Origin of the sequence: Rugamonas fusca, from assembly GCF_014042365.1 — a bacterium.
In the GTDB taxonomy this organism is placed as follows: Bacteria; Pseudomonadota; Gammaproteobacteria; order Burkholderiales; family Burkholderiaceae_D; genus Rugamonas; species Rugamonas fusca.
Genome location: NZ_JACEZS010000010.1, coordinates 26,761 through 50,247 on the forward strand (window position 1 = coordinate 26,761; position 23,487 = coordinate 50,247).

The 23,487-nt window shown below is 55.5% G+C and carries 22 protein-coding genes; 9 read left to right on the forward strand and 13 right to left on the reverse strand.

What is annotated here, in order from left to right; translation table 11 throughout:
* The first annotated feature begins 74 nt into the window (after positions 1-74).
* Both H3H36_RS12845 and H3H36_RS12850 read left to right on the forward strand, forming a co-directional pair.
* Complete coding sequence (locus H3H36_RS12845) at positions 75-1,496, forward strand: OmpP1/FadL family transporter (RefSeq protein WP_182218144.1); 1,422 nt, start codon at positions 75-77, stop codon at positions 1,494-1,496.
* A gap of 184 nt (positions 1,497-1,680) precedes the next feature.
* Positions 1,681-2,409 carry a substrate-binding periplasmic protein gene (locus H3H36_RS12850; RefSeq protein WP_182218145.1) on the forward strand — a complete coding sequence of 243 codons (729 nt, stop codon included), beginning with the start codon at positions 1,681-1,683 and terminating at the stop codon, positions 2,407-2,409.
* Between the two features lie 2 nt (positions 2,410-2,411).
* On the opposite strand, the gene H3H36_RS12855 is transcribed toward H3H36_RS12850, so the two are convergent.
* Positions 2,412-3,806 (reverse strand): L-cystine transporter, encoded by a 1,395-nt coding sequence (locus H3H36_RS12855; RefSeq protein WP_182218146.1) that lies wholly within the window; start codon positions 3,804-3,806, stop codon positions 2,412-2,414.
* Between the two features lie 221 nt (positions 3,807-4,027).
* On the reverse strand, positions 4,028-4,633 hold the full coding sequence (locus tag H3H36_RS12860; RefSeq protein ID WP_182218147.1) for an IMPACT family protein: 606 nt from the start codon (positions 4,631-4,633) through the stop codon (positions 4,028-4,030).
* Positions 4,634-4,828: 195 nt separating this feature from the next.
* Between H3H36_RS12860 and H3H36_RS12865 the strand changes: the two genes are divergently transcribed.
* Positions 4,829-6,481, forward strand: a complete 1,653-nt coding sequence (locus H3H36_RS12865) for a PKD domain-containing protein (protein ID WP_182218148.1) — start codon at positions 4,829-4,831, stop codon at positions 6,479-6,481.
* A gap of 123 nt (positions 6,482-6,604) precedes the next feature.
* Complete coding sequence (locus tag H3H36_RS12870; RefSeq protein WP_220459729.1) at positions 6,605-6,877, forward strand: DUF6447 family protein; 273 nt, start codon at positions 6,605-6,607, stop codon at positions 6,875-6,877.
* Between the two features lie 65 nt (positions 6,878-6,942).
* Here H3H36_RS12870 and H3H36_RS12875 read toward each other — a convergent pair whose 3' ends face one another.
* From H3H36_RS12875 to H3H36_RS12915, 9 genes are all read right to left on the reverse strand, one after another.
* Complete coding sequence (locus H3H36_RS12875; RefSeq protein WP_182218149.1) at positions 6,943-8,409, reverse strand: aminotransferase-like domain-containing protein; 1,467 nt, start codon at positions 8,407-8,409, stop codon at positions 6,943-6,945.
* A gap of 9 nt (positions 8,410-8,418) precedes the next feature.
* Positions 8,419-9,003, reverse strand: coding sequence for a LysE family translocator (locus H3H36_RS12880; RefSeq protein WP_182218150.1), 585 nt, complete (start codon positions 9,001-9,003; stop codon positions 8,419-8,421).
* A 268-nt stretch (positions 9,004-9,271) separates the two neighbouring features.
* The gene (locus H3H36_RS12885; protein WP_182218152.1) at positions 9,272-9,535 is read right to left on the reverse strand and encodes a hypothetical protein; all 264 of its coding nucleotides are present in this window, start codon (positions 9,533-9,535) and stop codon (positions 9,272-9,274) included.
* Positions 9,536-9,877: 342 nt separating this feature from the next.
* Positions 9,878-10,153 (reverse strand): type II toxin-antitoxin system RelE/ParE family toxin, encoded by a 276-nt coding sequence (locus H3H36_RS12890; RefSeq protein ID WP_182218153.1) that lies wholly within the window; start codon positions 10,151-10,153, stop codon positions 9,878-9,880.
* On the reverse strand, positions 10,128-10,331 hold the full coding sequence (gene relB, locus H3H36_RS12895) for a type II toxin-antitoxin system RelB family antitoxin (protein WP_182218155.1): 204 nt from the start codon (positions 10,329-10,331) through the stop codon (positions 10,128-10,130). The genes H3H36_RS12890 and relB overlap by 26 nt, the downstream gene beginning before the upstream one ends.
* Before the next feature lie 537 nt (positions 10,332-10,868).
* Entirely contained in the window at positions 10,869-12,368 is a 1,500-nt protein-coding gene (locus H3H36_RS12900) for an RNA-directed DNA polymerase (RefSeq protein ID WP_182218157.1), read from the reverse strand.
* A gap of 736 nt (positions 12,369-13,104) precedes the next feature.
* A complete protein-coding gene (locus H3H36_RS12905; protein WP_182218159.1) occupies positions 13,105-14,037 on the reverse strand; it encodes a DUF4747 family protein in 933 nt (310 codons plus the stop codon).
* A gap of 831 nt (positions 14,038-14,868) precedes the next feature.
* The gene (locus H3H36_RS12910) at positions 14,869-16,356 is read right to left on the reverse strand and encodes an AAA family ATPase (protein WP_182218161.1); all 1,488 of its coding nucleotides are present in this window, start codon (positions 16,354-16,356) and stop codon (positions 14,869-14,871) included.
* 120 nt (positions 16,357-16,476) lie between these two features.
* Positions 16,477-17,463, reverse strand: a complete 987-nt coding sequence (locus H3H36_RS12915) for a HEPN domain-containing protein (protein WP_182218164.1) — start codon at positions 17,461-17,463, stop codon at positions 16,477-16,479.
* Positions 17,464-18,084: 621 nt separating this feature from the next.
* Between H3H36_RS12915 and H3H36_RS12920 the strand changes: the two genes are divergently transcribed.
* Together H3H36_RS12920 and H3H36_RS12925 are read left to right on the forward strand one after the other, a co-directional pair.
* Complete coding sequence (locus tag H3H36_RS12920; RefSeq protein WP_182218166.1) at positions 18,085-18,354, forward strand: hypothetical protein; 270 nt, start codon at positions 18,085-18,087, stop codon at positions 18,352-18,354.
* A gap of 12 nt (positions 18,355-18,366) precedes the next feature.
* Positions 18,367-19,431, forward strand: coding sequence for a hypothetical protein (locus tag H3H36_RS12925; protein ID WP_182218168.1), 1,065 nt, complete (start codon positions 18,367-18,369; stop codon positions 19,429-19,431).
* Positions 19,432-19,592: 161 nt separating this feature from the next.
* Here H3H36_RS12925 and H3H36_RS12930 read toward each other — a convergent pair whose 3' ends face one another.
* Positions 19,593-20,936: a hypothetical protein gene (locus H3H36_RS12930; RefSeq protein WP_182218170.1), complete on the reverse strand. Its 1,344-nt coding sequence runs from the start codon at positions 20,934-20,936 to the stop codon at positions 19,593-19,595.
* Between the two features lie 168 nt (positions 20,937-21,104).
* On the opposite strand from H3H36_RS12930, the gene H3H36_RS12935 reads away from it, so the two are divergent.
* Positions 21,105-21,470: a helix-turn-helix domain-containing protein gene (locus H3H36_RS12935; protein ID WP_182218172.1), complete on the forward strand. Its 366-nt coding sequence runs from the start codon at positions 21,105-21,107 to the stop codon at positions 21,468-21,470.
* A gap of 30 nt (positions 21,471-21,500) precedes the next feature.
* Here H3H36_RS12935 and H3H36_RS12940 read toward each other — a convergent pair whose 3' ends face one another.
* The gene (locus H3H36_RS12940; protein WP_182218174.1) at positions 21,501-22,241 is read right to left on the reverse strand and encodes a hypothetical protein; all 741 of its coding nucleotides are present in this window, start codon (positions 22,239-22,241) and stop codon (positions 21,501-21,503) included.
* Between the two features lie 170 nt (positions 22,242-22,411).
* Between H3H36_RS12940 and H3H36_RS12945 the strand changes: the two genes are divergently transcribed.
* The gene (locus H3H36_RS12945; protein ID WP_182218175.1) at positions 22,412-22,753 is read left to right on the forward strand and encodes a hypothetical protein; all 342 of its coding nucleotides are present in this window, start codon (positions 22,412-22,414) and stop codon (positions 22,751-22,753) included.
* A gap of 34 nt (positions 22,754-22,787) precedes the next feature.
* Positions 22,788-23,465: a hypothetical protein gene (locus H3H36_RS12950; protein WP_182218176.1), complete on the forward strand. Its 678-nt coding sequence runs from the start codon at positions 22,788-22,790 to the stop codon at positions 23,463-23,465.
* Positions 23,466-23,487: the final 22 nt, after the last annotated feature.

Below are 23,487 nucleotides of genomic sequence, written 5' to 3' on the forward strand. Positions count from 1 at the left end.
TGCGCAGGCCAGCGCGATGCCGGCCCAAGAATAATCTGGCGTCGACCAGCCATTACCTACAAAGCGAGACCACCTTGAAACAAAAATACCTGCCCCTCATTATCGCCGTCGCACTGAGCTCGTTGTCCGCCAGCGCACTGGCATCCGGTTACCGCTTTGGTTCGCAAAGCGTGGCCGCCCAAGGTACGGCCGACGCCAACGCGGCCGAAGCGAACGACGCTTCGACCATCTTCTACAATCCAGCCGGCCTGTCGCGTCTGGATGGCACGCAATTGAACTTCGGCGCCACCGTCGTGGTGCCGCACTCGACTTTCCAGGATACTGGCTCCACCCACTTCACGGGCGCGCCCACGGGCGGCACCGCGGCCCACGGCTATGCACCGGACGCCGTGACGGCGCCGTCGCTGTACGCGAGCAAAAAGATCAACGACCAGTGGACTGCCGGCATCGGCCTGTTCGTGCCCTATGGTGCCAAGCTCGACTACGGCAGCACCTGGACCGGCCGTTACGCGCTGGACAATGTGAAACTGCAAGCGATCACGCTGAACCCATCGGCTTCGTTCAAGCTCAATGCACACCATGCGTTCGGTTTCGGCGTGATGGCTGAATACTTCGACGCCGACCTGGGCCAGGCCGTCGATGTGCCCGGCACCATCGCCGCCCTGTCGAGCCCGTTGGCAGCGGCCCAGAATGCCCAGCTGCGCGGCACCATCGTCGCGCTGGGTGGCAATCCCCAGGTGCTGGCCACGGCCCACGACGCGCACGCCTCCATCAACGGCAAGGACTGGGGCTATGGCTTCAACCTGGGCTATATGTACACGCTCGACGCCAACACCCGCTTCGGCATCGCCTACCGCTCGTCCGTGGCGCACGCGCTCAAGGGCGACGCGTACTGGGACTTCTCCATGGTGTCGACCGACCAGATCACCAACCAGGTGCTGGCCGCCAGTGGCCATCGCCTGAACTCCGCGGCGCTGGTCAAGCTGCGCACCCCGGAAACCCTGTCGGTCAACGTATTCCATCAGTTCAATTCGCAATGGGACGGCATGGCCGACCTGACCTGGACCCGCAACTCGCGCCTGCAGGACCTGCACATCCAGTTCCCGAACACGAAGGAAGGCGACCTGGTGATCAACCAGCAATGGAAGAACACCGTGCGCCTGGCGCTGGGCACCAACTACCGCTACAACGACAAGCTGATGGCGCGCGCCGGCGTGGCTTACGACCAGGCGCCCGTGCCGAACGCCAAGCTGCGTGATCCAGCCCTGCCTGACAGCGACCGCTACCAGTTCTCGCTGGGCGCCGCTTACAAGCTGAGCCCGCAATCGACGATCGACGTGGCGTACAGCTACCTGAACTTCAAGAACGCGGACACCAGCTACGCCAACAGCTGCAGCCCTGTGATTCCGACCTGCACCGGCAACGGCGAAACCACGCGCGGCACCTACAAGACCCATCTGCAATTGCTGGGCGTGGCGTACAACTACAAGTTCTGATCGCCGTTTCGGCGTTACGGAGTTGAAATGCCCGCGTGCTGCACGCGGGCATTTTTTTTGAGCGCCAGCAGCGGCGCGCGGGCGCCCATCGGGGGCGCGGATGGAGTATGATCGGCACCATAGCGGCGGCGCGTACTGGTGCGTGCTGGCAGCGCGCCGCGATGACCGATCCGAAAGGGGACTGATGGGGTGGCGTGCCTGGCGGCTGTGGCTGTTGTGCATCGCGCTGCTGCCGGTGACGGCGCGGGCCGATGAGCTGGTCATCGCCATCAACGACTGGTGCCCTTACAGTTGTTCGGCGCAGGGCGAGCACCGCGGCATTCTGGTCGATATCGTCAACGACATCTTTCTCGCCGCCGGGACCACGCCGCACTTCGTGCAACTGCCGTTCGCGCGGGCCCTGTCCGCGGTGCGGTCGGGCCAGGCCCAGGCCATCGTGGGCGTCACGCACGCGGTCGCGCCCGACCTGCAATATTCTGACGAACCCATCATTACCACCCAGTTCTGTTTCTTCACGCGTCCCGATTCCACATGGCGCTTCACCAGCGCCGGCGGTGTGCTGGCACCGGCGCGCATCGGGGTGAGCAGTGGCAAGAAATTCCCGGACGAGGTGGAACATGCCTTGCAGGATGCGATCAGGGTGCCGGGCGGCCCGGACCTGATCTGGCGCATGGTGCGCATGCTCGACATCGGACGGCTGGACGCCGTGCTGGAGGAGCGCCGCACGGTGCCGCTGGCGCTGGCCCAGCGCGGCCACGCGCCGTTGCGCAATGCCGGCTGCATCGGCAGCAATAATGAATACGTGGCGTTCCAGCCAGGCAGCAGCTACGCGAAGATTTTTTCCGAAGGCATGCGCAACCTGCGTAAAACCGGGCGCGTAGCGCAGATCTACGCGCAATACGGCGTGAATTAGGCTCAGGCCACCATGCGATCGTCGCCCGGCTCGTCGTCGCGCTGGAAGATGGCCATGTCGGTCTGGCCCAGCACGCGGCTGGTGACGGTGCCGGCCGTGATGGCGCCACTGACGTTGAGGGCCGTGCGGCCCATGTCGATCAGCGGTTCGACCGAGATCAGCAGGCCGGCCAGCGCCACCGGCAAGTCCATGGCCGACAGCACGATCAGGGCCGCGAACGTGGCGCCGCCACCCACGCCGGCCACGCCCACCGAACCGACCGTGACGATGGCCAGCAGCGGGCCGAGGAAGTGCAGCGTGAACGGGTCGATGCCCACCGTGGGCGCGATCATCACGGCCAGCATGGCCGGGTAGATGCCGGCGCAGCCGTTCTGGCCCATGGTGGCGCCGAACGAGGCGGCGAAGTTGGCGATGCCTTCCTGCGTGCCCAGGCGCTGGGTCTGGGTCTGCACGTTCATGGGGATGGCGCCGGCGCTCGAGCGCGAGGTGAACGCGAACGTCAGCACGGGCAGTACTTTCTTCACGTAGCGCAGCGGATGCAGGCCGGCGCCGGCGACGATGGCCAGGTGCACGCCGAACATCAGGATCAGCGCGCTGTAGGAGGCGAACACGAAGTTGATCAGCTTGAGGATGTCGGCATAGCTGGAGGTCGACACCACTTGCGCCATCAGCGCGAACACGCCGTACGGCGTCAGGCGCAGCACCAGCGACACCATGCGCATCACGACCGCGTGCGCCACGTCGATGAAATGCTGGAACGCGGCGAACGCCGCCGGCTTCTGGGTATGGATGCCGGTCGCCGATACGCCAATGAAAATGGAGAAGATGACGACGGCGATGGTGGAGGTCTTGCGCCCGCCCGTCATGTCCAGGAAGGGATTGGTGGGGATGAAGCTCAGGATCATGCCCGGCACGCTGAGGGCCTTGGCCGCGCCCAGCTTGCCTTGCAGGTATTCCCCGCGCGCCACTTCGGCCGCGCTGGAAGTGAGGCCAACGGCGCTCAGGCCGTACACCTTGGCCATCAGGATGCCGATGCTGGCGGCCACCAGCGTGGTGAGCATCAGCGTGCCGATGGTCAGTACGCTGATCTTGCCCAGTGAACTGGCGCCCTGCAGCTTGAGGATGGCGGCGATGATGGACACCATGATCAGCGGCATGACGATCATCTGCAACAGGTTGACGTAGCCGCTGCCGACGATGTCCAGGTAGTCGCTGGTGGTCTGCAGGGCTGGCGCGCTGGCGCCGTAGATCGCTTGCAGGGCCGCGCCCAGCAGCACGCCCAGACCCAGGCCGGTGAACACGCGCACCGTGAAGGTGGCGTTGCGCCGCTGCTGGCGGACCATGAAGCCGAGCAGGGCCAGCGCGGCCAGCAGATTGAGGATGACGTGCAGTGCCATGGGCAGCCTTTATTCGCGGTTGGGTAGAGGGACCGAGCACGCCGTCGCACATCCAGGTCCCGGCTGGTTGCCGGGCCCGGCTGTGGCGGCGCACAGCAAATGGGCATTTTATCGGGGTTTGGGCGCCGCTGCACGGGCGTCCCGCCTTGCTGGCCGATCCGGCCAGGTTGGCGTGCGGATATGCCCGGCGCCGGGGCCGCCCCTGCGGGCTGGCTGTTCAGTCAACAGGGGGCGGCGTCGGTGTCGTCGCGCCAGGCGACGCGGCCGCCGCCGGCTTCGTTCAGTGCGGCGATGAGGGCCGGGGCCGCGGTGTCGGGCAGGCTGAAGGCGAAGTCGACGGCGTCGCCATGGCGCACTTCCAGCAACTGCGCCTGCGCGCCGGCCAGTTCGCGCCGCAGCCAGCCTTCCAGCGCATAAGGTACGGCGCACTGCAGCGTGCGCGTCTTGATGATGGCCACCTTGGACGCCGTCAGCAGCGCCTGCGCCACGCTGTCCGTGTAGGCGCGCACCAGGCCGCCCGCGCCCAGTTTCACGCCGCCGAAATAGCGCACCACGGTGGCCAGCACGCCCTCCAGGTCCTGGTGGCGCAACACGTCCAGCATGGGGCGGCCGGCCGTGCCGCTCGGTTCGCCATCATCGACGGCGGCCGACTGGCCGCCGGCCAGCAAGGCCCAGCACACGTGGGCGGCAGCCGGATGCTGCGCCTTCAAGTCCGCCACCACCTGCTGCGCCGTGGCCCGGTCCGTCATCGGCTGGACGCAGGCGATGAAGCGGCTTTTCTTGATCAGCAGGTCACTGTGGACGGGGGCGGCGAGGGTGGAAGACATGGGATGGCGCGGATGGTGGCGGAACCGGAGCCGCATTATAGACGTTGCCGGAGGGCGACCGGCGAGGTGGGGCGGAGGATGCGGTTCCCATGTAAGCTGGTTGTTACAACAATATCACTTTGAGATAACATTTCTCATTTACAAATTGCATTTATGCTCATATCATCAGCCGCTTTTGCTCTTGGGGAAGATGATATGAAAACGCTTGCTGCGCCGAACGGGCGCCACGCGGCCGGGTTGATGGCTGGTGTCCTGTTGATGCTGGTTGGCTGCGGCGGTGGTGGCGGTGCCACGCCGGCAGCCAATACGCCGCCGAAGGCGGCCATCGTGCTGGCGGCGGAAACGGCCACGCCCTCGCTGGGCGCGGACGTGGTGCTGAGCGGCGCGGGCAGCAGCGATGCCGAGGCTGGTGCGCTCAGCTATGCCTGGAGCTTGCAGTCGAAACCGGCCGACAGCGCCGCCGTGCTGAGCGGGCCGCAGTCGGCCGACGCGCGTTTCACGCCCGACCGCGCCGGCAGTTACGTGGTGCGCCTGCGCGTGACCGACGCGGCCGGCGCCACCAGCGAGCAGGACCTGACGGTGGCCGTCGCCAACCATGTGCCGGTCCCCGTCATCGACAAGAGCGCCATCACCGTGCTGGCGGGCGCGCCCGTGACGGCATCGGCCGGCCTCAGTTACGACGTCGATGGCGATACGCTCAGCTACAGCTGGTCGCTCGACAGCAAGCCCGCCGATTCCAGCGTCGCCATCGCCGCCGCCGGCGCGGCCGACGTGACGTTCACGCCTGACCGTCCCGGCAATTATTCGCTGCTGGTCAAGGTCAGTGATGGCAAGCATCCTGCCCTGAGCCGGCTCGACGTGCGGGTGCTGGCGCAAAGCGCCGGCGCGGTCGCGCTGCCGTTCACGCCGCTCGACGCGCGCTACAGCAAGTCGCTCGACCAGGTGGTGATGGTGTCGGCCGGCCCGGATGCGCTGAAGATCGCCGATCCCTTCGGCGGCACCATCAAGACCGTGCTGCTGCCCGCGCCCAGCAAGGCGCTGACGCTGAGCCCGGACGGCAAGCTGGCCGCCGTGCTACATGAGGGCGTGCTCACCCTGGTCGACCTGGTCCAGGCCGCCGTGGTGCACAGTGCCGCCACCAATGGTGCGCAGACTGAAGTGTTCCTCACCAACGGCGGCATCGCCTATCTGATCGGTCAGTCGGGCGGTCAGTGGGCGACGCCGGAGGTGCAAGTGCTCGACGCCCGCAGCGGCGCTATCCTGCCGGCTGGCGGCATCAACCTGGGCGGCTATTTCTACGGCACCATGCGTGGCGTGTATTCGTCCATCTACAACAAGGCACTGGCCGTGTCGGCGGGCTTGTCGCCGGTCGACATCACCTATTTCACCATCAATCCCGATACCAACGCGGTGGGGCAAGTGGGCGATTCGCCTTACCACGGCGATTATCCGATCGGCCTGCGGCTGTTCCTGTCGCACAATGAGGACGTGGTGTTCACCTCGGTCGGCACCTATTTCCGCACCGACAAGCTGACCTATCTGGGCAAGCTGGACCTGAACGGATCGCTGATTTCGCTGAGCCAGTCCGGCGGCGGCGAAACGCTGGCGCTGGCCGCCACCACGGGCGGCTACCCGGACTATGCCAATATTTACCCGGCCGCCTACCAGCGTTACACGGGCGCGCTGATGCAGGCCAGCGGCGAGCTGACGCTGCCCGTCATCAACGGCCTGCCCAGCTACGGGCGCGCCATCTTCCACAGCGCCGCCGGCTACCACGTGGCGCTGGTGCAGACGGGGGGCGCGCTGCAGAACGCGGCCGGCCTGAAGTTCTACCTGACTTATCGCTGATCAGGGCGGGCCGGGTGGCGCCCCGCCAACAGCGGCGGGCGCAAGCTTTGCCCGCCGCGCTGGTTGGACATACAATCACGGCCTGCCGGGACTTCACCCACGCAATTACAATAAAGGAAAGCAATGTCATTACCTCAATACGTCACCATCAACGGCACGTCCTACGCGTCGGACAAGCTGAGCGCGGAAGCGAAGGCGCAGGCCGCCAACATCCTGGTCGTGGACGCCGAGCTGGCGCGCCTGCAACAACAAGTTGCGATCGCCCAGACCGCGCGCAACGCCTACAGCGCCGCGCTGATCGAAGCGGTCAAAGGCCGTAGCGAAGCGGCGGCGCCCGCCGCCCAGCCCAAGAAGCCGCGCGCGCCGCGCAAGCCCAAGGCCAAGGCGGAGGCGTAAGCAGTCTGGACCGCCACTCCTGGCCGCGGCAATCGCGGGCCATGAGTGGATGGCTTGCGGTGGCGCTAACGTTTGCCATCCGCACTCGCCTGATCGCTGATGCGCGCCAGATTGGAGCGCGCCCCGGCCACGGCTTGCAAGCGTTGTTGCAGGTAGTTGCCCAGGCGTGGAGGTTGACTGAACGCCACGTTGAAGCGGATGTGTGGGTCAGGCGTGTCATTGGCCGAGAAGGCTGCGCCACGCATGAGCAGGATCTTGTTGCGGTAGGCATCCTGCACCAGCAAGTCCACGTCCAGCCCCGCTGGCATCGTTCCCCACAAAAAAATGCCTGCGTCGCCGGGATGCTCGAACAGCACGCCCGCCGCGCTCAACTGTTGCGTACTGGCGTTGCGCGCCGCCATGATCTTGCGCTGCAACCGGTCCAGATGCTTGCGCAAGGTGCCGGCCCTGAGCACTTCCAGCAGCACATATTCATTGAGCGCTGGCGTCGTCATGATGGCATGGATCTTGGTCCGCATCAGCACCTTGAGCAGGGCGGGGGCGGCCGCGAGGTAACCCATGCGCAGGGCCGGGCTCAGCGCCTTGCAAAAGCTGGAATAGTAAATCACGCCATCGAGCCCGGACAGGGATGCCAGCCGCGTACTGGGGGCTTGCTGAAAATGGCCGTGCACATCGTCCTCGGCGATCAGGAAGCCGTATTGCTGTGCCAATACCAACACCTTGTGCAGATTGGCGGGGCTGCTGCTCCACCCGGTGGGATTGTGTAAAGCCGTCTGCACGAACAGCAGGCGCGGGCGGTGCTCGCGGCAGGCTGCCTCCAACGCATCCAGGTCGAGCCCGTCGGGATTGCGCTTGACGGGGACCAGGCGTATGCCGTCCTGGCGCAAGCGGCCAAACATCAGGAAATAGCCGGGGTCTTCCACCAACACGGTGTCACCCGCTTGCAGGAAACTACGGCAAATCAGGTCGATCGCGTGGGTGCCGCCAAAGGTGGTGAGGATGTGGCTGGCGTCCACGGCGGCGCCGATGCCGCGCATGAGCAACGCGATATGCTCGCGTAATTCCGGCAGCCCTTGTGGCGGACAGCGCGACGCCATGCCGGCGGCGCTGCGGGCCAAGGCTTTTTGCACGGCCGTGGCCGGCACCGCATCCTGCAGCCAGGTTGGCGGCAAGGCGCCGATGCTGGCCAGCAATACGCCGGCGCGCTGGTCGTTGGCTTGCTGCGCCAGCCAGACCGGTTCTTGCTCCTCACCCGCTTCCAGCGTTGCCGCGTCGGGAATCGCCCTGCCGCCGTCGTTCCTTGTGCACACAAAAAAGCCTGCCGTGCCGTGCGTGTCGATGGTGCCGGCCGCGACCAGCCGGTCATAGGCCAGCACGACGGTATTGGTGCTGACCGCCAGTTGGCTGGCGAGCTGGCGTATCGAGGGAAGCTTGGCGCCGCCCGGCAGGACGCGCTGCTCGACCATGTGCTGCAACGTGGTCTCGATCTGCTTGGACAGGCCAATGGGGGAGGTGCGGTCGATGGCGAACATGGCGCAAGTCTAGCGTAAAAACATCACGGCCAGGACGAGCAGGATGGCGCCCATGGTCAAGTTGAACATGCGGCGCATCTTCGGATCGAGCAGCAGGCGGCGAATCGAGACGCCAAACAAAGCCCAAGTGATATTGCAAGGGGTTCCCACCAGGGCGCCAATCACCGCCACCTGCAGCGCGCTGGCGACCGTGCCATGCCCCGCGGGCATGAACACCGATGCCACGGTAACGGCCTTCAGCCAGCTCTTGGGATTCAGCGCTTGAAATGCCGTGGCCTGGGCGAAGGACACCGCTCTGGGCGCCTGTTCCCCCGCCACCGATGCACCGCTAAGCTTCCAGGCCAGAAATGCCAGATATGCCGAGCCCGCGACGCGCAGCACCTGCTGCGCCATTGGGTAGGTCACAAACACGCTTCCCAGTCCGACGCACATGAGCATGGTTTGCACGAACATGCCGGTCTGGATGCCAAGAATGACCGGCACTGCGCCGCGTCCGCCAAAATTGGCGCCGGTGATGGCGAGCATGACGTTGTTCGGCCCGGGTGTGGCCGACATTACGAGGCAATAGCTGATCAGGGGGAGTAGTTCGGTCATGGTGTGCCATTCGTAACATGGAAGAGACACCAGTCTAGGAGTGCGCTGCGGCGTGAACAAGGCACAAGGCAGGAGGCCGCGATCCATGCTGTATCAGTCGATCGACAGGTACAGTTGATCGCGCAATGGGGGATGCGCAGCGGCGGTTCGCCGGCTCAGGCAAAACGATCAGAGGGGAGGGCGGCAAAGAGCGAGACGGGTTACGCCATCGCCGTGCGGGATGCCCGCCTGCGGCCAACGGATGAAAAGACCGCTGCCTGCAACGTCCTTAGCTCGCCAAACCCTTTTGCAACAGCGCGGCGACAACTTCATTGAGATCGGCGCCCTGTTCGGCCGCCAGCGCCTTGATCTGCGTGACCAGGTCGCTATTGAGTTTGACGGCGAACGGCACCAGGCCGAGCGCCTGGTCGCGGCGGCGCTGTTCGCGGCGATCGACCACCTCAGCTGCCTTGCCGAATTCGGCGCCGCCGGGAGCGTTCATTTTTCCCATCAGTTTTTTGGCGTCATACTTTGCCAGATCGGTTTTTCTCATGGGTATGCTTTCGTGGGTGCGCGTGGAAGGGAAAAGAAAAAAAGGTTATGCGCCGAAACGCATAACCTTTTCTGTACTACTGAATTCTTGGTAGGCCGTGCGGGATTCGAACCTGCGACCAACGGATTAAAAGATCGCGAAGCGACAGGTATCGAGGCGGGCGATTTTACCATGCTCGCGGAGCTTCCTTCAGCTACCTCGCTGGTTTCATCGCAATTTTCAGGCTTGCATCGCGAAACGACGATCGTGTCCCGCCGTCCCGTTGCCTCAAGGAGCTCTGCTCTTTTTGCATCTGATCCCGACCAGAGCGCAACCAGAACATCGCAGTGTTTCGACTTACGATCAAGGATACTGCTGTCGCGAGTGCAGGACGGAGACGATTTCTATCGACGTCACACCAACGCGATATACGACAATGTAATTGGGGTGGGCAACGAGTTCGCGCGTGCCAGCTACGCGTCCCGGGCGGTATAGATAGGGATGGTGTGGGAGTTGTGAAACGACGCGCTCCATATCGGAATACAAGTCAAGCGCGGCCTGTGGATTGTGATCCGCAATGAATTCGAGGATCGCTGCGAGATCTGCTTGTGCTTCAGCGCGCCACAGGACTGGCAGCATGGGCGCGCCGCTTCGCTTCGATGATTTCACGCAGTTTGGCCATTACCTCGTCGTGTGCCGCTGATGGGCGCTGATCGTCGAGCGACGCTTGGACTTTTTCCCGAAACCAGCGATCGTACGCCTCGGCTTCTGCAGTCGTAGCGAATTCGGATTCAATCGGCGACAGGATGGTTCTCATGGTCTGGCAATTATACGGCAGCTTGGCCGCACGTGACCCCACACGCGGCGGCAATTGATTGGTGTCACTGTGATGGGGGATTCTTTGGGGGGAACGCATCGTGTCGCTTTCGTCGATGCCGCGCAGTGCCTCCCAGCCGCGGAATTCGAATCCGTGTGTCTAGACCGCGCCTATCGTCTCGAAGTGGCCCAGAAATGGAGCAGAAAACAAAAACGCCAACCGGTGAAGGTTGGCGTTTTCGCTTGAATCTTGGTAGGCCGTGCGGGATTCGAACCTGCGACCAACGGATTAAAAGTCCCTTGGTTGTCTGGATCGCTGCTCCCCAAAACTGTAATAACATACTAATTGAGCAACGCTTCACAAGCGCTTATCGCGTCGCGCGGTGTTTCGTTAGTGAAGGACCAGACCTGGACCAGACGCTCAGATTTCGGCGTCTAGACCGGAGCTCTACCGGAGCACTATTGTAGGTTAGCAATGGTGGATGTAACGGAAAAGCTGAATTCTTTTGGGTTTGAGGTTGAGCGCGAAGGGCGCCCTTTATATAGATTTCTCCAAAAGACCGCTAACTCCTACCGACAATTTCCAGTGCTTTCGCTCATCGACTCCAAGTTTTCGGGTTGCAAACAAAATTGCTGACTTAAGCATAGGCGATGCTGCAACAAAATCATCCTTCATGTTCAGTGCATCGGCGCGACTTCCCGAAATATGGACAGCAAGAGCAGCATATCTCTTTATGATTTCAGATTTTGATTCTCGATATAGGGAAACTATATCAGTTACATGATTCCAATTAGAGGACGTGGAGAAAATGTAGAGTATCCACATCGCGTAATATGGGGGCGGAGGGTTGCGTTTGCTTTTTAAAGGTTTTAATAACTTAGAAGCGATTTTTTTCTGATCTTTGGCAGTCAGGTTATCGAAGGAAAGTATGTATTTGGCAATATACTCAGCTACTGGGTATAGGAGTTCTGCATTATCGATAATTAAGTTTAAAACCTCATGCTTAACGTGCTCTTCAACGCCGGGAATTCGCGGCAATTTTACCAGCGCATATGTGACTGCCTCGTAGTCAACTAGCGCTGTATCCGCAAGTGACTCTTCAAGCATTCCTTTTAGGTCAATACCTTGGAGTACAGCTAAAGTCTCAGCTATCTCTTGTTCATCAGGTTCTTCTTCATCCTCATCTCCCTCGTATCCGATTCGAAATTCTCTAAGTACTTGAACGACAGTATCGCGATCTGTCAACTCTTCGCCAGGGTGAATAAGAATTTCTGATCTATACTTGTCGATAGGCAGGATTTTGGATTTTGCAGATTGCAAAGTTAGGCCATGATTAGTAAATAGCCACTCGGCCAACGTAAATAAGATGGATTGTGCTTCATATTCAGTTTTGCAAAAGATGTTATAGTCATCTACCCAGCGAACAAAATCCACACCTTGTGATTGTAGGTTCGCGTCAACATCAATTAAAACCGCTTCGCCAAGTATTCTGGAGGCGTAAGGGCCAACAGGAATTCCATAACTATTCCTTCCCATTAGGTTTGATATAAATTTCCTTACCAGAACTCTAGCAACATCTGTAGTTCTTTGATTCCTAGCAACCGATTCGATCACATTTTCTAGTCGATGCTGATAGATTCTAGGGTAGAAATCTGCAATATCCGCTAAGGCTACAAACTTAGCGTTTACTTTTTCCGATTTTGAGCTGAGTTGCTCACGGTAAGCCTCGAATGTACCTTTTGACTTATACAGAACGCCCGCAGATCCGTCTATCCTATAAGAGAAGACTCGCTTGGCCTTTTTGGATAGTCTTGCTGCCTCTATATCCGGAGAGGCAATTAAAACTAGAGCTGTATAAATCAAGAGATCCTGAGGATGCAAAAGGTGCGTTACTCGAATGTTGGACCTACTCTTCGGAGCAAATACTTTCGATACAGTGTAAGGTTCATAATTGTCTAAATCAATCTTTTCTATACTCAGACGGATCGCTGCCCAATTAGTCTTTACAACGCTCCATTCCGAAGGTTCTGGAAGCATCGTGCTGTATCCATGATGATTTATTGCCGCGAATGCAGCATCTAGTTCGGTTGTAGTTAAATTGAACATTGTTTAAGTTGATGGAATTGGGAGTTAGTGAGTGATCTGAAATTATTAAAAATTATTCTGCCGAGAAAAACATTAATGGTATCTGCCAGATTCTTGTCTCTTTTTAATAAATGTAGCCGATCTCTAAAATTCGGCGGCAGAAATTTTTTTCGGCGTTTGCATGCGACGTATGTTATATGCTCGCGAAAAGTTAAAATTTTTTATTATCAGGGTGATCCATTTATTCGAGAATACATTATTTGAAGCTTCATTACATTCATAACGTTTATTATCATCGTGTAGCTATTTATGAAAGCCAAAAAGAACAAAAAAACGCCGAATAACGCTAGGCTTTCATGTTTAAAATATTTAACGAATGTTAGGGAAAGTGTGGCTGCACCTTCTACGAAAACTGTGTAAACAGTGGCGTGCAAATATACCGTTGACGCGCCAACACTATCTAACCAGACGTAAAATTTCGAATCTGCTTTTGAGTAAAAAGTCCAGAGAAAACCTATCGCACCAGCAAAGAAAATTGCGCAGAACAAAGTTGCGAAGTCGATTGCACTCTGTTGGATGAATTCAACTAACTTTGATTTTTCTATCAACAAGCACAAAAGTACAGTTAGCAAAATGGCTAGCAATATTTCAGAAAGGTATGACCATGTTACTAGAAGTCGTCGCCGGCTCACTGTGGCCCCTGTGGGTGTATTCTATCGATTTCAGCGAATATAGCGGCCACTGCGGTTTTAGCTTCCTTTGATTTAGTCGTGGCGCTAATGCCTCTCACAAAATCGCGTAACCCCTTCACTACTCCGCGAGCCGCTTCCTCTCCAGATTGCGCGACTTCGAAAGTATCGTTTCTAACGCCCTCAATGGTAACTTCGCCTTTCCTGTATCCTTGCTCTGCCAACACGGCCGATGCGAGCGGACGGCTATCTTCCGATCTAGATAGCCCGTCAGGACTTTTCATGTCTTGAGTAAATTCGCGAATCCCACTTCTGCGGAGATCTTCATAAACCAATTTTGTGTATCTATTTAATTCTGGATTCGGAATGCGTAAAGTAACCTTCATTCTGGTAACTCGCTGGAATGAAAGTAAGAGATCAACTATATTATTGTGGGATGGAATTGCCACTAATGCAACTGTTGACCACCACTCTAGAGATCTGGCCGTATCCGCGATGATGCTATGTAGGAAGTCCAACCAAGCGGTCTGGGATAATTCGCCAGTATGTTCGATCGCTATAAGGTGGCGGGATAAATCCACCAGACATACTGCTGTGCTAGCTAGAGGTGGAAATGAAACTGATGTTGATGTCGTCAATCCAACATCGGTAACGCTCACACCATCTTTTTCCAACACGCTCCTAGCGAGAATGAAATGAAGAAGTTCTCGTCCGTCTGAAATTTCGCTTAAATCAAAATATGATCGAATGCTCCACTTGAATTTTGCACTTCTGGTCTCTTGAATTTGATCATGTTTAGGATCGCAAGCTGATTCAAAAAGAGTTCGGAGATCCTCGTCTCCCCGTATGCGTTTTGGAGTAGGAGACAGAAAAAGATCTGAAATGTCCTCAATGTTAAGGCGATAAAGGTCAAACGAAAATCTCTTGGACACTAGGATCTCTACAAAGTTGGGATTTCATGAGGTCGCGATCAAAAGCGCGAATGGCTTTCTAAATTTTAACGAATTTTCTTTTTGGGAAACTAACCAATTGTAACAGTCAGCCGGTTTGTTGGCAGCGAGCATGATTCGATTAGACACAGTGGCGCCGGCTGGAAGGGTAGCAAAACCGCCATGCTAATTAACTCATAAGTGATGTGTGGAGTGAGGGCGGCCGCGCTGTAGTTTCAAAGTAAGCCGGAAATGGACCAGAAACAAAAAAGCCCACGAACCGAAATTCGTGGGCTTCCTTGATAATTCTTGGTAGGCCGTGCGGGATTCGAACCTGCGACCAACGGATTAAAAGAACGTGAAGCTTCCAACATGGAGTTGTCTTGGCGCGACGGGATCAGTGGCGCTCGTTCCGCTATTTCCTTCGTGCGGCGAAAGACATTGTTCTCTCGGTTCTCAATCTGCCGGGACGCGGTCCCTTGCTGCTCATTGCCACAGCTTGACCGTATTGTATCTGGCCCTGACCAGAGAGAGACCAGACGGTCTCATTGGCAATTCGCTGGCCTTGGTTGCACTATGAGGGGGCACCATCGATATGGGTGGCCTTTTGGCGAGTCGGTTGTTTGACGCCTGCGCACTGAACCCTGACCGGAACAGTACCGGAACCGCTATCCTCATGACTTAGGCGAGGCCTAGCACCCGTCGGTTGTATCGGTGCGATTTTTTGCACAGTTTGCACATTCATGTGCATGCATTGTTTCTACCGACATTAACATTTTCCGACGGGGGCGTATTTGATGGCGGCGAGACCAAGGTTCAGACTATGCCTAATTACTAAATCTGATCTATTGTTTGCAGCGTCCGTCTTACGAATATTCTCAGCTCTTCGTCATTTATGGTATCACCCCACGGAGACGTTGGGTCTGAATGATGGAACTCTTTAGAGTAATCATTGATCTCTCCTATATCAGGTACCAAGTCTTTGAGCCTAAATAATCGATCATTTGGAGTCGATTTATCAATCTTTCCTAACATATCTCCAAGCCATTCTCCGCGCTCAATTTCGTTAAAATACTTAATCCGAAGAATTCCTTCTAGGATGGGGCGAATACATCTTATGACTTCCCGTTTTTCTAGTTCGCTTGATGCGCCTTGATTTAGATATGAACTAAGTACTTTTATGTCTTTGAAGACGCCGCTGAGCGTTTCGTTTTCAATGTCATGGGCGACAATGTGGCTTGTCGATGAATTTTTCGATATTTTTAGATTTACGGTGGAAGCTGCTTCAAATTTTCTGGCTAAAGCCTTGGCGAAATTAATGTCATGAGTAGAAACGAATAACTGTAGGCAACTTGACGAAATTCGCATCAATTGGTTAATCGTTGCGTTTCGCCTTGCTTGGTCAAAGCTGGATATTGGGTCGTCAAATACAACAATCTTTTTTGAAAGATCGCCCTTTTCTAGCTGAGCAAGGAAGAATGAGAAAGCAAATGCGCTTTTGTCACCTTCGCTAAGTGAATATTTTATTTTCCGACCGCTTCCACCTTTTAACCCATGAAATCCCACTATTTCGCCGCTAACCGAAAGACTATACGATACGAGTTGCCGAGGTCCAGAATGGCTTTTTGAAAATTTTTCAAGTCGTATATGTGGTGTGAAATAACGAAGATATTTGTTGATTATCTCAATATTATTTTCAAAGGTTTTTTGAGAGTATTCACCTAGTTCGACATTAACTTGACGGATGTGGTTGGTTTTATATTTTATTTCCGCAGTGTAGAATTTCAAATCTTCCTGCAATCTTTTGGTGACATCTTGCGTTAGATTTTCATTGGATTTTAGCTCGTTTTTAATTCTGGTTTTTGCTCTACGAAAATCATTAAGGTGGCCGTATAGCTCTTCAAGCTTCTTCTTTAGCTGAATTCCTTCTTCACCTGCGATGATTTGGAAAAGATTGTTTCGAGTTTCGCTTAGTAGTGACGAACCAATATAAACATTGTCCTCGATGTAGTGAACATCGAATACATTTATTTCGCTGCAATGCTTATCCCATTTGTTGTCAGTGTATTTTCTTATGCTGCCATCAGCCATCAATATTCGCAGTTTTTGAGGAGTCGAAGAACCAATTGTTCTCTTCTCCTTGAGAAGATTGTCGTCTCCATGTAGCGAAGTTAGGATTAGGGCGAGCGTCGTTTTTCCTACTCCATTCTCTCCATAAATTATATTTTTTGACTTGAACTCACCGTTCCAGTCCTTAGAGCTTTTAACGGGATTTGAGGAGTAAGGGCCAACATTTTCTATCTCTAATATCTTCTTTAACATTTTCGATATTGATATTTGTTTAGGATTATTGCTTGCTTGGTGTGATTTTGTTAAATCCTGCACGATTTGCACACTAGTAATGCGTCACTAGGCTATAACGGCACGGCGAGGCTTCGTCGTCTATTTCATGAATTCGAACCACGGTGGGCGTCTTAATACGATTGCCGCATCTTCACCGAGCTGGATTGGGCGCTGAACATGCGATGATAGCTCTGCTAGAAGGAGAAGAGCTTTTTTGTATATTTTGATTGCGGCCTCGTAGCCAGTGGGTAGTGGTCTTCCATAGCGGGAAGCGATTGCTTGACCAGCGCTAGGAAGAAAACCTAATTTCCTCTTTAGATCCAATGGTATCCCTACGGAATTTGCTTGAGTAACAAGAAGAGGTATTTTGTGCTCCGACAGCGGCGTGGTGCCGGTCTGTGCGATTAGTGCTTTAAGCGCGTTTTCGATCGAGAAATGAACTTCCCAAATGGCCGAAGCATAGTCCTCGTCCGTTCTATTTGTAATATGCTCGGCTGCTTTGCGGATAGCTAAAAGGGTGACATTCCTATGTTGTTCGTATTTCTCCGGTGCAGGATGACCGGTTCCGAAGTTGAGATTAATCAAGCGGAGTTGCTTGACTAGTGTGCTTAGCTCTTTATCCAATCGGGCTGATTCGTTACTGGTAAGATTGCTTAGTGTCGGCGGAGAAATGATCCACTCACGGGGCTTCTCGTGATCCCCGAGTCCTGAGCCGATATAGAGTGTTAATTGTTGGCCTGAAGAGTGAGGCTGGCTATGAGTTGGTTCAATAGTGACCTTGAATGGAATATTGTGGATCTCGATGACCCCAAGAAGTGTCCCAGTCTTGGTGTGAAGCGCAGAGCCATAACGTGTCTCATACCAATCTGCGACGATTGCGAAGAGAATTGCGAACCACTTTTGTTCGTATGGGGGGGCATCCGAAGGAGGATGTACGGTTAGGTAGTCCGCTAAAAGAATTTCAGTAGCTGCCATTTTTCGGCCCCATAACGGGCGCCCAATTTTGTTCAGCAAGGCGTCAATTTCAGGAAGTAGCTCCCCAATCGCGGCAGCTAACTTTGGATTCGTCTCTACCACCTTTTTCATAATTTAACGCCTGATATTTGTTACGGGACTTTGGTGAAACCATTGGGTCACCGTGTCGTTTATCCGAGAATTAGTCTACTTGTTATTCTTCTTGGCGTCTAGGAGCGCGTTGCCGCATTGTCATCGAATGTTATAGCCGGGGGGCAGGTTCAAACCCTTCGAGCTACTCGCGCTCTCACAGTAGCGCATTGATTTGCGATCTGCCTTCGCTGCTGTATTCGATGAACTTCTTATTTCTTGCGGCTGGCCTTGTCGGCTGCTTTGTTTTCTAATTGGGCTGACGATGCGTTGGCGCTTGCTGGCGCTGGTTCGCTTTCGATCAACTGACAGTACTCAGCGTGAAGGACGGACAGCCATTTCCCCCAGCCGCCCGCGATCATGTGTCGGCCTTCGGTAGCCTTCCTACCTTGGGTTCGCAAGGTGGGGTTGTGTGCTATGTGTTCTTGGGGCCGGCTTGCCGTATCGTGATCCCCACCGCAATTTTCTAATGGTTACAATTCGCGTATTTCTTACCGTTTTTATTTCCTATAGTGAATTGGCAGTTTATTCCAGAAGCTTCGTTGTCTGCAGCGCGTTGTCAGCCGCTGCTTAGCCGTATTAGCCATTCGAGGAGCGAATGCCATGACACAAGTAACCGGTTCCACGTCGAAAAAGCCCAAGGGGGTCTATTGGTACTGGACACAGTTGGGGCCGAATAATATCAACCTGACTGATTCGATCGTTGATCTACCTCCCGGCAATTACGAGCTTTTCTGGGATTTTAGAGGGAACCCAGGGGATTCGTTTGCCTTTTCAGTTGCGGGGCCTGCTGGAGTGCTTACGAAAGTATCTGACGCAATTCCGTCGGGTTCTACGGATGGTTGGGGGATGAAGCCGTTCTTAATTCCTTGACGGAGAATTTGAATGGAAAAGATACTTACTACCTACGTAATCGCAGCGTTACCTCTGCTTTTAGGGGCGCGGCTCGCGACCGCCGCCGATGAGTTCAAGCCACCTGCAAGTGTTCTATCTGCACCTGTATCGTCTCTGGTTTCCGGCCCTGGCATCCAGTTTCAAGCTAGCAACGATGGCTCAAGTGTCTCGGCAAAAGTAGCCAAGCAGTACAGTTTTGTTCCCAAGGATTCAAGTGACGTGCAGGCGGCGACCTTTACTTCGTTGAGCTTCACGATGGATGCGCCGATAGATAAGTCCGAGAAACGTCATGACCTGTTTTCTTTGGACGGTTGGGGAAATGCGACATCTATTGGTGTGTCTTACTCGAAATTTCTTACTGGTTGGACTCAAACCAAAGCCCAGCCTGAAGACCGTAAAAAACTTTGTGCTGAACTGGAAGGTGCTGCGAAGGCTAAAGAAGGGAAACTACCTGATGGGTTCGAATGTTCAGCGCAGAATTTTCAGAAGTATTTACCTGAGCGTAGCATCGAGGGGCAACGGGACGTCGGTGGTCCCAATCCCGGTGGCTGGTTGTTTGGCGGCGCTTTGAAGTATGCCACACAGGACTCGACCTACTATGATCCAGGGACACTTGCGAAGTCGAAGGAGCGAAATGAACCTTGGAGTGTCGGAGTTTTTGTCGGATGGAATCCACCGCCGATGTCAGCAGCATTTCTTATTTTTAGAGTGGACAGAAAAAGTAGCTATAAAGACGCTGATGTCACTGTAAGGTGTCCTGCAGCTACTTCCGGCGTTACCGTGCAGTGTGTCAGCGGCTCCTTTGGCGCGCCGACAATGACGCAAGCGACATCGCTGGGACTTGAGGCTCGCAGCCTTATTGGTACGAAGTACGCCGTTTCTTTGGCCGTATCCAGGGACACAAGCAAGAAGGTAACTACCATTGAGTTGCCAGTTTACTGGATCGGCGATGGGAATGGAGGGTTGAACGGTGGGGTAAAGGCTGGATGGAATAGTGACGACAAGAAGGCGGTGCTAGGTCTTTTTGTCGGAGCTCCCTTTACTGCTTGGCCATAGAAGGAGTTAGAGTGTGCCTTCGGACTGAAACGAGCAGGCAGCCCCGGACAATGAGATAGCAAAGTCAAGGCCGTGGTTATTCAGGAATGTTTACTTCCGAGGCTCCAGGCCTTGTCTTTTTGCACTCTGCACACCGTCGCGTCGATGGTGTGCGCGATACTTTACCTGTGACCCATAGTGAAGAAAAGGGACGTAAACAACGCACCCCATGCGAACGAGATGACCCTGATCGTCGTGCTATAGCCCTTACGCAGCGTGAAGAACGGCGTGATCTGAGGGAAGACGAGAAGTGCCAGGAAGAACCAGATACCGACCTTCTTTTGCGTTCTGGCGGTCTCTGCCGCTTCCGGCGTCGAATAGGTCACGCCTTTTACGGTACGGGCCAATTCATCTTTCGCCTCTGCTGCCGCAGCGTCTGACGAATAGGTGACCCCATCGACCGTGCGGCGTTCTCGGTCACGCTCCGACCTCAATGCGATGATAGCCTGACTTTCTTTGGCAAATTCCTGATAGCCAATCGCCGCTGAATATTTGCTGAGCGCAGCCAGGCTGGCGTCACATGCTTCCGGCGTCGAGAAGTCAAGACTGGCCTTGTGGGCCTGGATGAGGTCCCGCTTAGTGGAGGATACGACCGATACGCCGAAGTAGCTTTCCAGCTTTTCCAGCTCGCCGTTTTGATCCCCGAATTCGCCCAGCCAAAGCTGGAAGAAATCTTCGTTATATGGATCGAGTTGGAAAGCGTCGAGCATGACCTGCTTGATGGCCTCTTTCGGCACTCGGCCTGCCTCCACGTTCTGGAGCAGGCGCGATGCCTTGGTTTCGTCGTCGGTGGTGACGAAGCCAGTATAGCTCTCCGGCTTCCTGTCGTTGACAGCATCTATGTATGCGAAATGCATACTGAAGATGGCGCGGTATAGGGCGTTGACCAATGCCTGCTTGGTGGCCGGATCGTTGTATAGTTCGCTTTTCTTCAAGGCGTCGCCCACGGCGCTGATGCCTTTTGCCGTAAGGTTGAACAGGCCGTGTACAGCACCTGTCGCGAGATTCATGGCACCTGCCTGCATCGCGCCTTTGACTGCACCACTAACACCGAAGCCACCGCCTACCCAGCGGCCCCGCGATTCCCGGCGTTGAGTTCTGTATGCGTCCAGTTCTTCGGCCTTCAGGACGATCGCCATATACTTGTCGTCAATGACGGCGAAGTCTTCTTCCCATTTGTAGTAAGGGGCGAAGTATTCAGCGAAGGCGTCGAAGTCGATGTCGTAGAACCCTTGGGCGACGAGATCTGCGACGGCCACCTCTGCCGCCTCATGCATGATGGGCAGCACCACGTCTGCGCACTTGTTATGAATGTCGTCGATGCTTTTGAACAGCGTAGCAAAGTTGTTGGAGAAGTCAGCTGCGGCCTGTCCGGCCAGCCGCTGGTATTTCAAGCGCAGCTTGTTGTAGTTGGCTCGGGCATTGCTGATTGGGACTTCGATACCAGTAAGCGCCAATGTGCTCATTATTTCTGATTCCTTTGTAGTGAAGTGTAGTCGAGGCCTGATGCGGCTTTGACGGTATCTGTTTGGTAAAAACTATCGTTTTATATCAATATAATTGCCATATTACATCATTTTATTACTCTTGCTGACGTAGCACGATGTGCTTTTGCCCATCTGCACAGTTAGCACATGCCCAGACAGACCAAGACAGACAAGGGATCTGCGTTAGGAAAACGAATCGGCCGAAACATCAAGGCTGCACGGGGGCAACTCGGCATCACGCAAGGCCAGCTGGCCGAAGCGTTAGGAATTGAGAACGTGACGGTGTCCCGAATCGAGACCGGCGCACAGCTGCCATCTTTGGACCGCCTGGATGATGTGGCGCGGCATCTGAAGGTTTCGTTGCCTTCGCTGGTAGGAGATACCAGTAAGTCTGAGGCATTCGCCGAATTACTTGGCGAGGCCGTCAAGGACCTGCCTTTGCGCGAGAAAGAGTTTGTCTACGGCTTCGCTGTGCAGTATGCACAGCATTGGCGCGCAGGGAAGAAGAAGTGAGGTAACGGGCGTCGCTTACCGGCCTGCTGTTCAGTAATAGAAGCCGTAGTCCATCTCCTCATATCGCAGCACGTCGAGGTAGATGTGTGCCGGGTCCGGTGAATTACGAATGTCCGACACGCGCAGAAAGATCCGCTCAGTGCGCTCGCCGCGATGCAGATCGTAGGGTTTTTCGGTCATAAATTGGCCGTTGTCGATGCCCAGCAGTTCATCGTCAAGCGGCACTTCAATCTCCACAAAATCCCCATCTTCTGCCGCTCCTATCAACAGGTCCAGCCCGTCGATGACTACTACGATACCTTCGGAAACAAGCGCATCAATTTTGTCGGTACTTTGCCATTGGCTAAAGAGGTCGATATCTGCTGCCAGGGCGGACAGGTCAACGTTGTATTCGTTTGCTTGGTTCTGGTAATAGGCTGCATTGCCCGCATTCGAGTTGACGGTCTCGCCGGTCCAGTACTTGACGATTTCTGCGTATCGCGCTGGAATATTCGGCGCCTTCGCAAAAATGCAGCCACGCAGATGCGCAGGCACGCTGATGTGGCGGGCATGAGCAGCGGCGTCGGATCGCAGAATTTTGAGCGCGATGTTTGCCGTGGATGGCAGGGGAGCCATGCTCATGGCGTTTGCATTTTTCAGGTAATAGCCTGCCTTGCGCGTCCAATCCGATGCCGGATCGTCTGACAAGGTGCAGCGGTCGTAGTAGTCCAGGTCTTTGATTGCTTGGCCGGTTTCCCATGCCTCATTGGTCACGTAGATGGTAGCTGTCATATTTAATTTCTCCTTGTGGTTATTGGTGCGGTTGGTATTTATTCGGTAATCGTGAAGCCCTTATGCAGCAACTTCAGGCGATGCCTTAGTTCGATCTGTGGACGATGCTTTGCGAAGTGGCTTAGATTGCGGGGAGCTATGACCAAGCGAGCGGACTTGGTACTGATGCCATGCCGTTCAAGAACGTCGAAGCCTGTATCGACAAGCACGGGCCCGAACAGGCGCTGCCATCGAAAACCTTCCAGCCTGCCTTTACGGGCAAGTCCAGCAATAACGCTGGCTTTCTCACCGCCATCCTTCGCGCCGAAGGACTGCTCAGCGCCGCCCCCGACGGCGAAGGCCGTCACATTATCGCGGGCAATTGGGCCGAATGGAAATCGTCGGTACTCGCACTAGCCGGTCAAAAAATCGAAGCCGCTGCGCCATCCGTGGCGGAGGCCAGCAAAGAAGACGCGGCAACGGCAAGCAACGACACCAGCAATCCCGGCGAAAGCCCGCGCCGAAAAAAATAATCCCGCTAATGCATCAGCCCAGAGGGGCATCCCCATGATCCTTCGCAATTCAGACCAACCAGCTTGCGAAACCGACAGGCTGGTGCGTTGGCTGAAGAATTCACCGCGCACATACATTTTCGGTGGCCTACTTAAACACATCATCAACCCAGCCATTCATCCAGCCTTCGGCGACATTGATCTGATCGCCTTGGACATGGAAGTCATGAATCGGCTTCGTGATGAATTCGGATATGTATTTAGGGAGGTATCCAAGTCCGGCTGTTCGCCGCGCTACTACCTCGCGAAATCACCGAAGGCCAGCAAGCTGATCCAACTGATTCTAATGCGCTCTCATGCCGAAGCAATGCAGTTCGCGATCGAAGGGCCGCAATACGACATTGACCGAGCAGCATTCAGCGATGGCCGATACTACTTCGATCCCGTGATCGGGGAAGCCGCCATATGGCAGGATCTCCTTGCTGTAATAGCCGCCACCGTCGTTTCCGGTGATTCGGATCATTGGTTCTGCGCGCTTACTGTCGGTCAGGATTTCGTAGCTGATGCCACCTTCTGCATGCTTGCCCAGCTTCGGAGCGATGCTGGTCTTGAGCAGCCAGGTTGGTTCTGCGGCATTGGAAGTGCTGGCTACTGGAATGTTGGTCGTGTTGGATGCGGTCATGATTTCTCCTGCTACTTGTGCTGCTGGATGGGGAAAAAAGAAGCCCCATGACGGCATGTCATAGGGCTGTCGA

What these genes read in the sequence shown, in the direction of transcription:
- H3H36_RS12850 (WP_182218145.1), top strand. Translation starts at nt 1,681, where the DNA reads ATGGGGTGGCGTGCCTGGCGGCTGTGGCTGTTGTGCATCGCGCTGCTG.
- H3H36_RS12855 (WP_182218146.1), bottom strand. Translation starts at nt 3,806, where the DNA reads ATGGCACTGCACGTCATCCTCAATCTGCTGGCCGCGCTGGCCCTGCTC.
- H3H36_RS12860 (WP_182218147.1), bottom strand. Translation starts at nt 4,633, where the DNA reads ATGTCTTCCACCCTCGCCGCCCCCGTCCACAGTGACCTGCTGATCAAG.
- H3H36_RS12865 (WP_182218148.1), top strand. Translation starts at nt 4,829, where the DNA reads ATGAAAACGCTTGCTGCGCCGAACGGGCGCCACGCGGCCGGGTTGATG.
- H3H36_RS12870 (WP_220459729.1), top strand. Translation starts at nt 6,605, where the DNA reads ATGTCATTACCTCAATACGTCACCATCAACGGCACGTCCTACGCGTCG.
- H3H36_RS12875 (WP_182218149.1), bottom strand. Translation starts at nt 8,409, where the DNA reads ATGTTCGCCATCGACCGCACCTCCCCCATTGGCCTGTCCAAGCAGATC.
- H3H36_RS12880 (WP_182218150.1), bottom strand. Translation starts at nt 9,003, where the DNA reads ATGACCGAACTACTCCCCCTGATCAGCTATTGCCTCGTAATGTCGGCC.
- H3H36_RS12885 (WP_182218152.1), bottom strand. Translation starts at nt 9,535, where the DNA reads ATGAGAAAAACCGATCTGGCAAAGTATGACGCCAAAAAACTGATGGGA.
- H3H36_RS12890 (WP_182218153.1), bottom strand. Translation starts at nt 10,153, where the DNA reads ATGCTGCCAGTCCTGTGGCGCGCTGAAGCACAAGCAGATCTCGCAGCG.
- relB (WP_182218155.1), bottom strand. Translation starts at nt 10,331, where the DNA reads ATGAGAACCATCCTGTCGCCGATTGAATCCGAATTCGCTACGACTGCA.
- H3H36_RS12900 (WP_182218157.1), bottom strand. Translation starts at nt 12,368, where the DNA reads ATGCTTCCAGAACCTTCGGAATGGAGCGTTGTAAAGACTAATTGGGCA.
- H3H36_RS12910 (WP_182218161.1), bottom strand. Translation starts at nt 16,356, where the DNA reads ATGTTAAAGAAGATATTAGAGATAGAAAATGTTGGCCCTTACTCCTCA.
- H3H36_RS12915 (WP_182218164.1), bottom strand. Translation starts at nt 17,463, where the DNA reads ATGAAAAAGGTGGTAGAGACGAATCCAAAGTTAGCTGCCGCGATTGGG.
- H3H36_RS12920 (WP_182218166.1), top strand. Translation starts at nt 18,085, where the DNA reads ATGACACAAGTAACCGGTTCCACGTCGAAAAAGCCCAAGGGGGTCTAT.
- H3H36_RS12925 (WP_182218168.1), top strand. Translation starts at nt 18,367, where the DNA reads ATGGAAAAGATACTTACTACCTACGTAATCGCAGCGTTACCTCTGCTT.
- H3H36_RS12930 (WP_182218170.1), bottom strand. Translation starts at nt 20,936, where the DNA reads ATGAGCACATTGGCGCTTACTGGTATCGAAGTCCCAATCAGCAATGCC.
- H3H36_RS12935 (WP_182218172.1), top strand. Translation starts at nt 21,105, where the DNA reads ATGCCCAGACAGACCAAGACAGACAAGGGATCTGCGTTAGGAAAACGA.
- H3H36_RS12940 (WP_182218174.1), bottom strand. Translation starts at nt 22,241, where the DNA reads ATGACAGCTACCATCTACGTGACCAATGAGGCATGGGAAACCGGCCAA.
- H3H36_RS12945 (WP_182218175.1), top strand. Translation starts at nt 22,412, where the DNA reads ATGCCGTTCAAGAACGTCGAAGCCTGTATCGACAAGCACGGGCCCGAA.
- H3H36_RS12950 (WP_182218176.1), top strand. Translation starts at nt 22,788, where the DNA reads ATGATCCTTCGCAATTCAGACCAACCAGCTTGCGAAACCGACAGGCTG.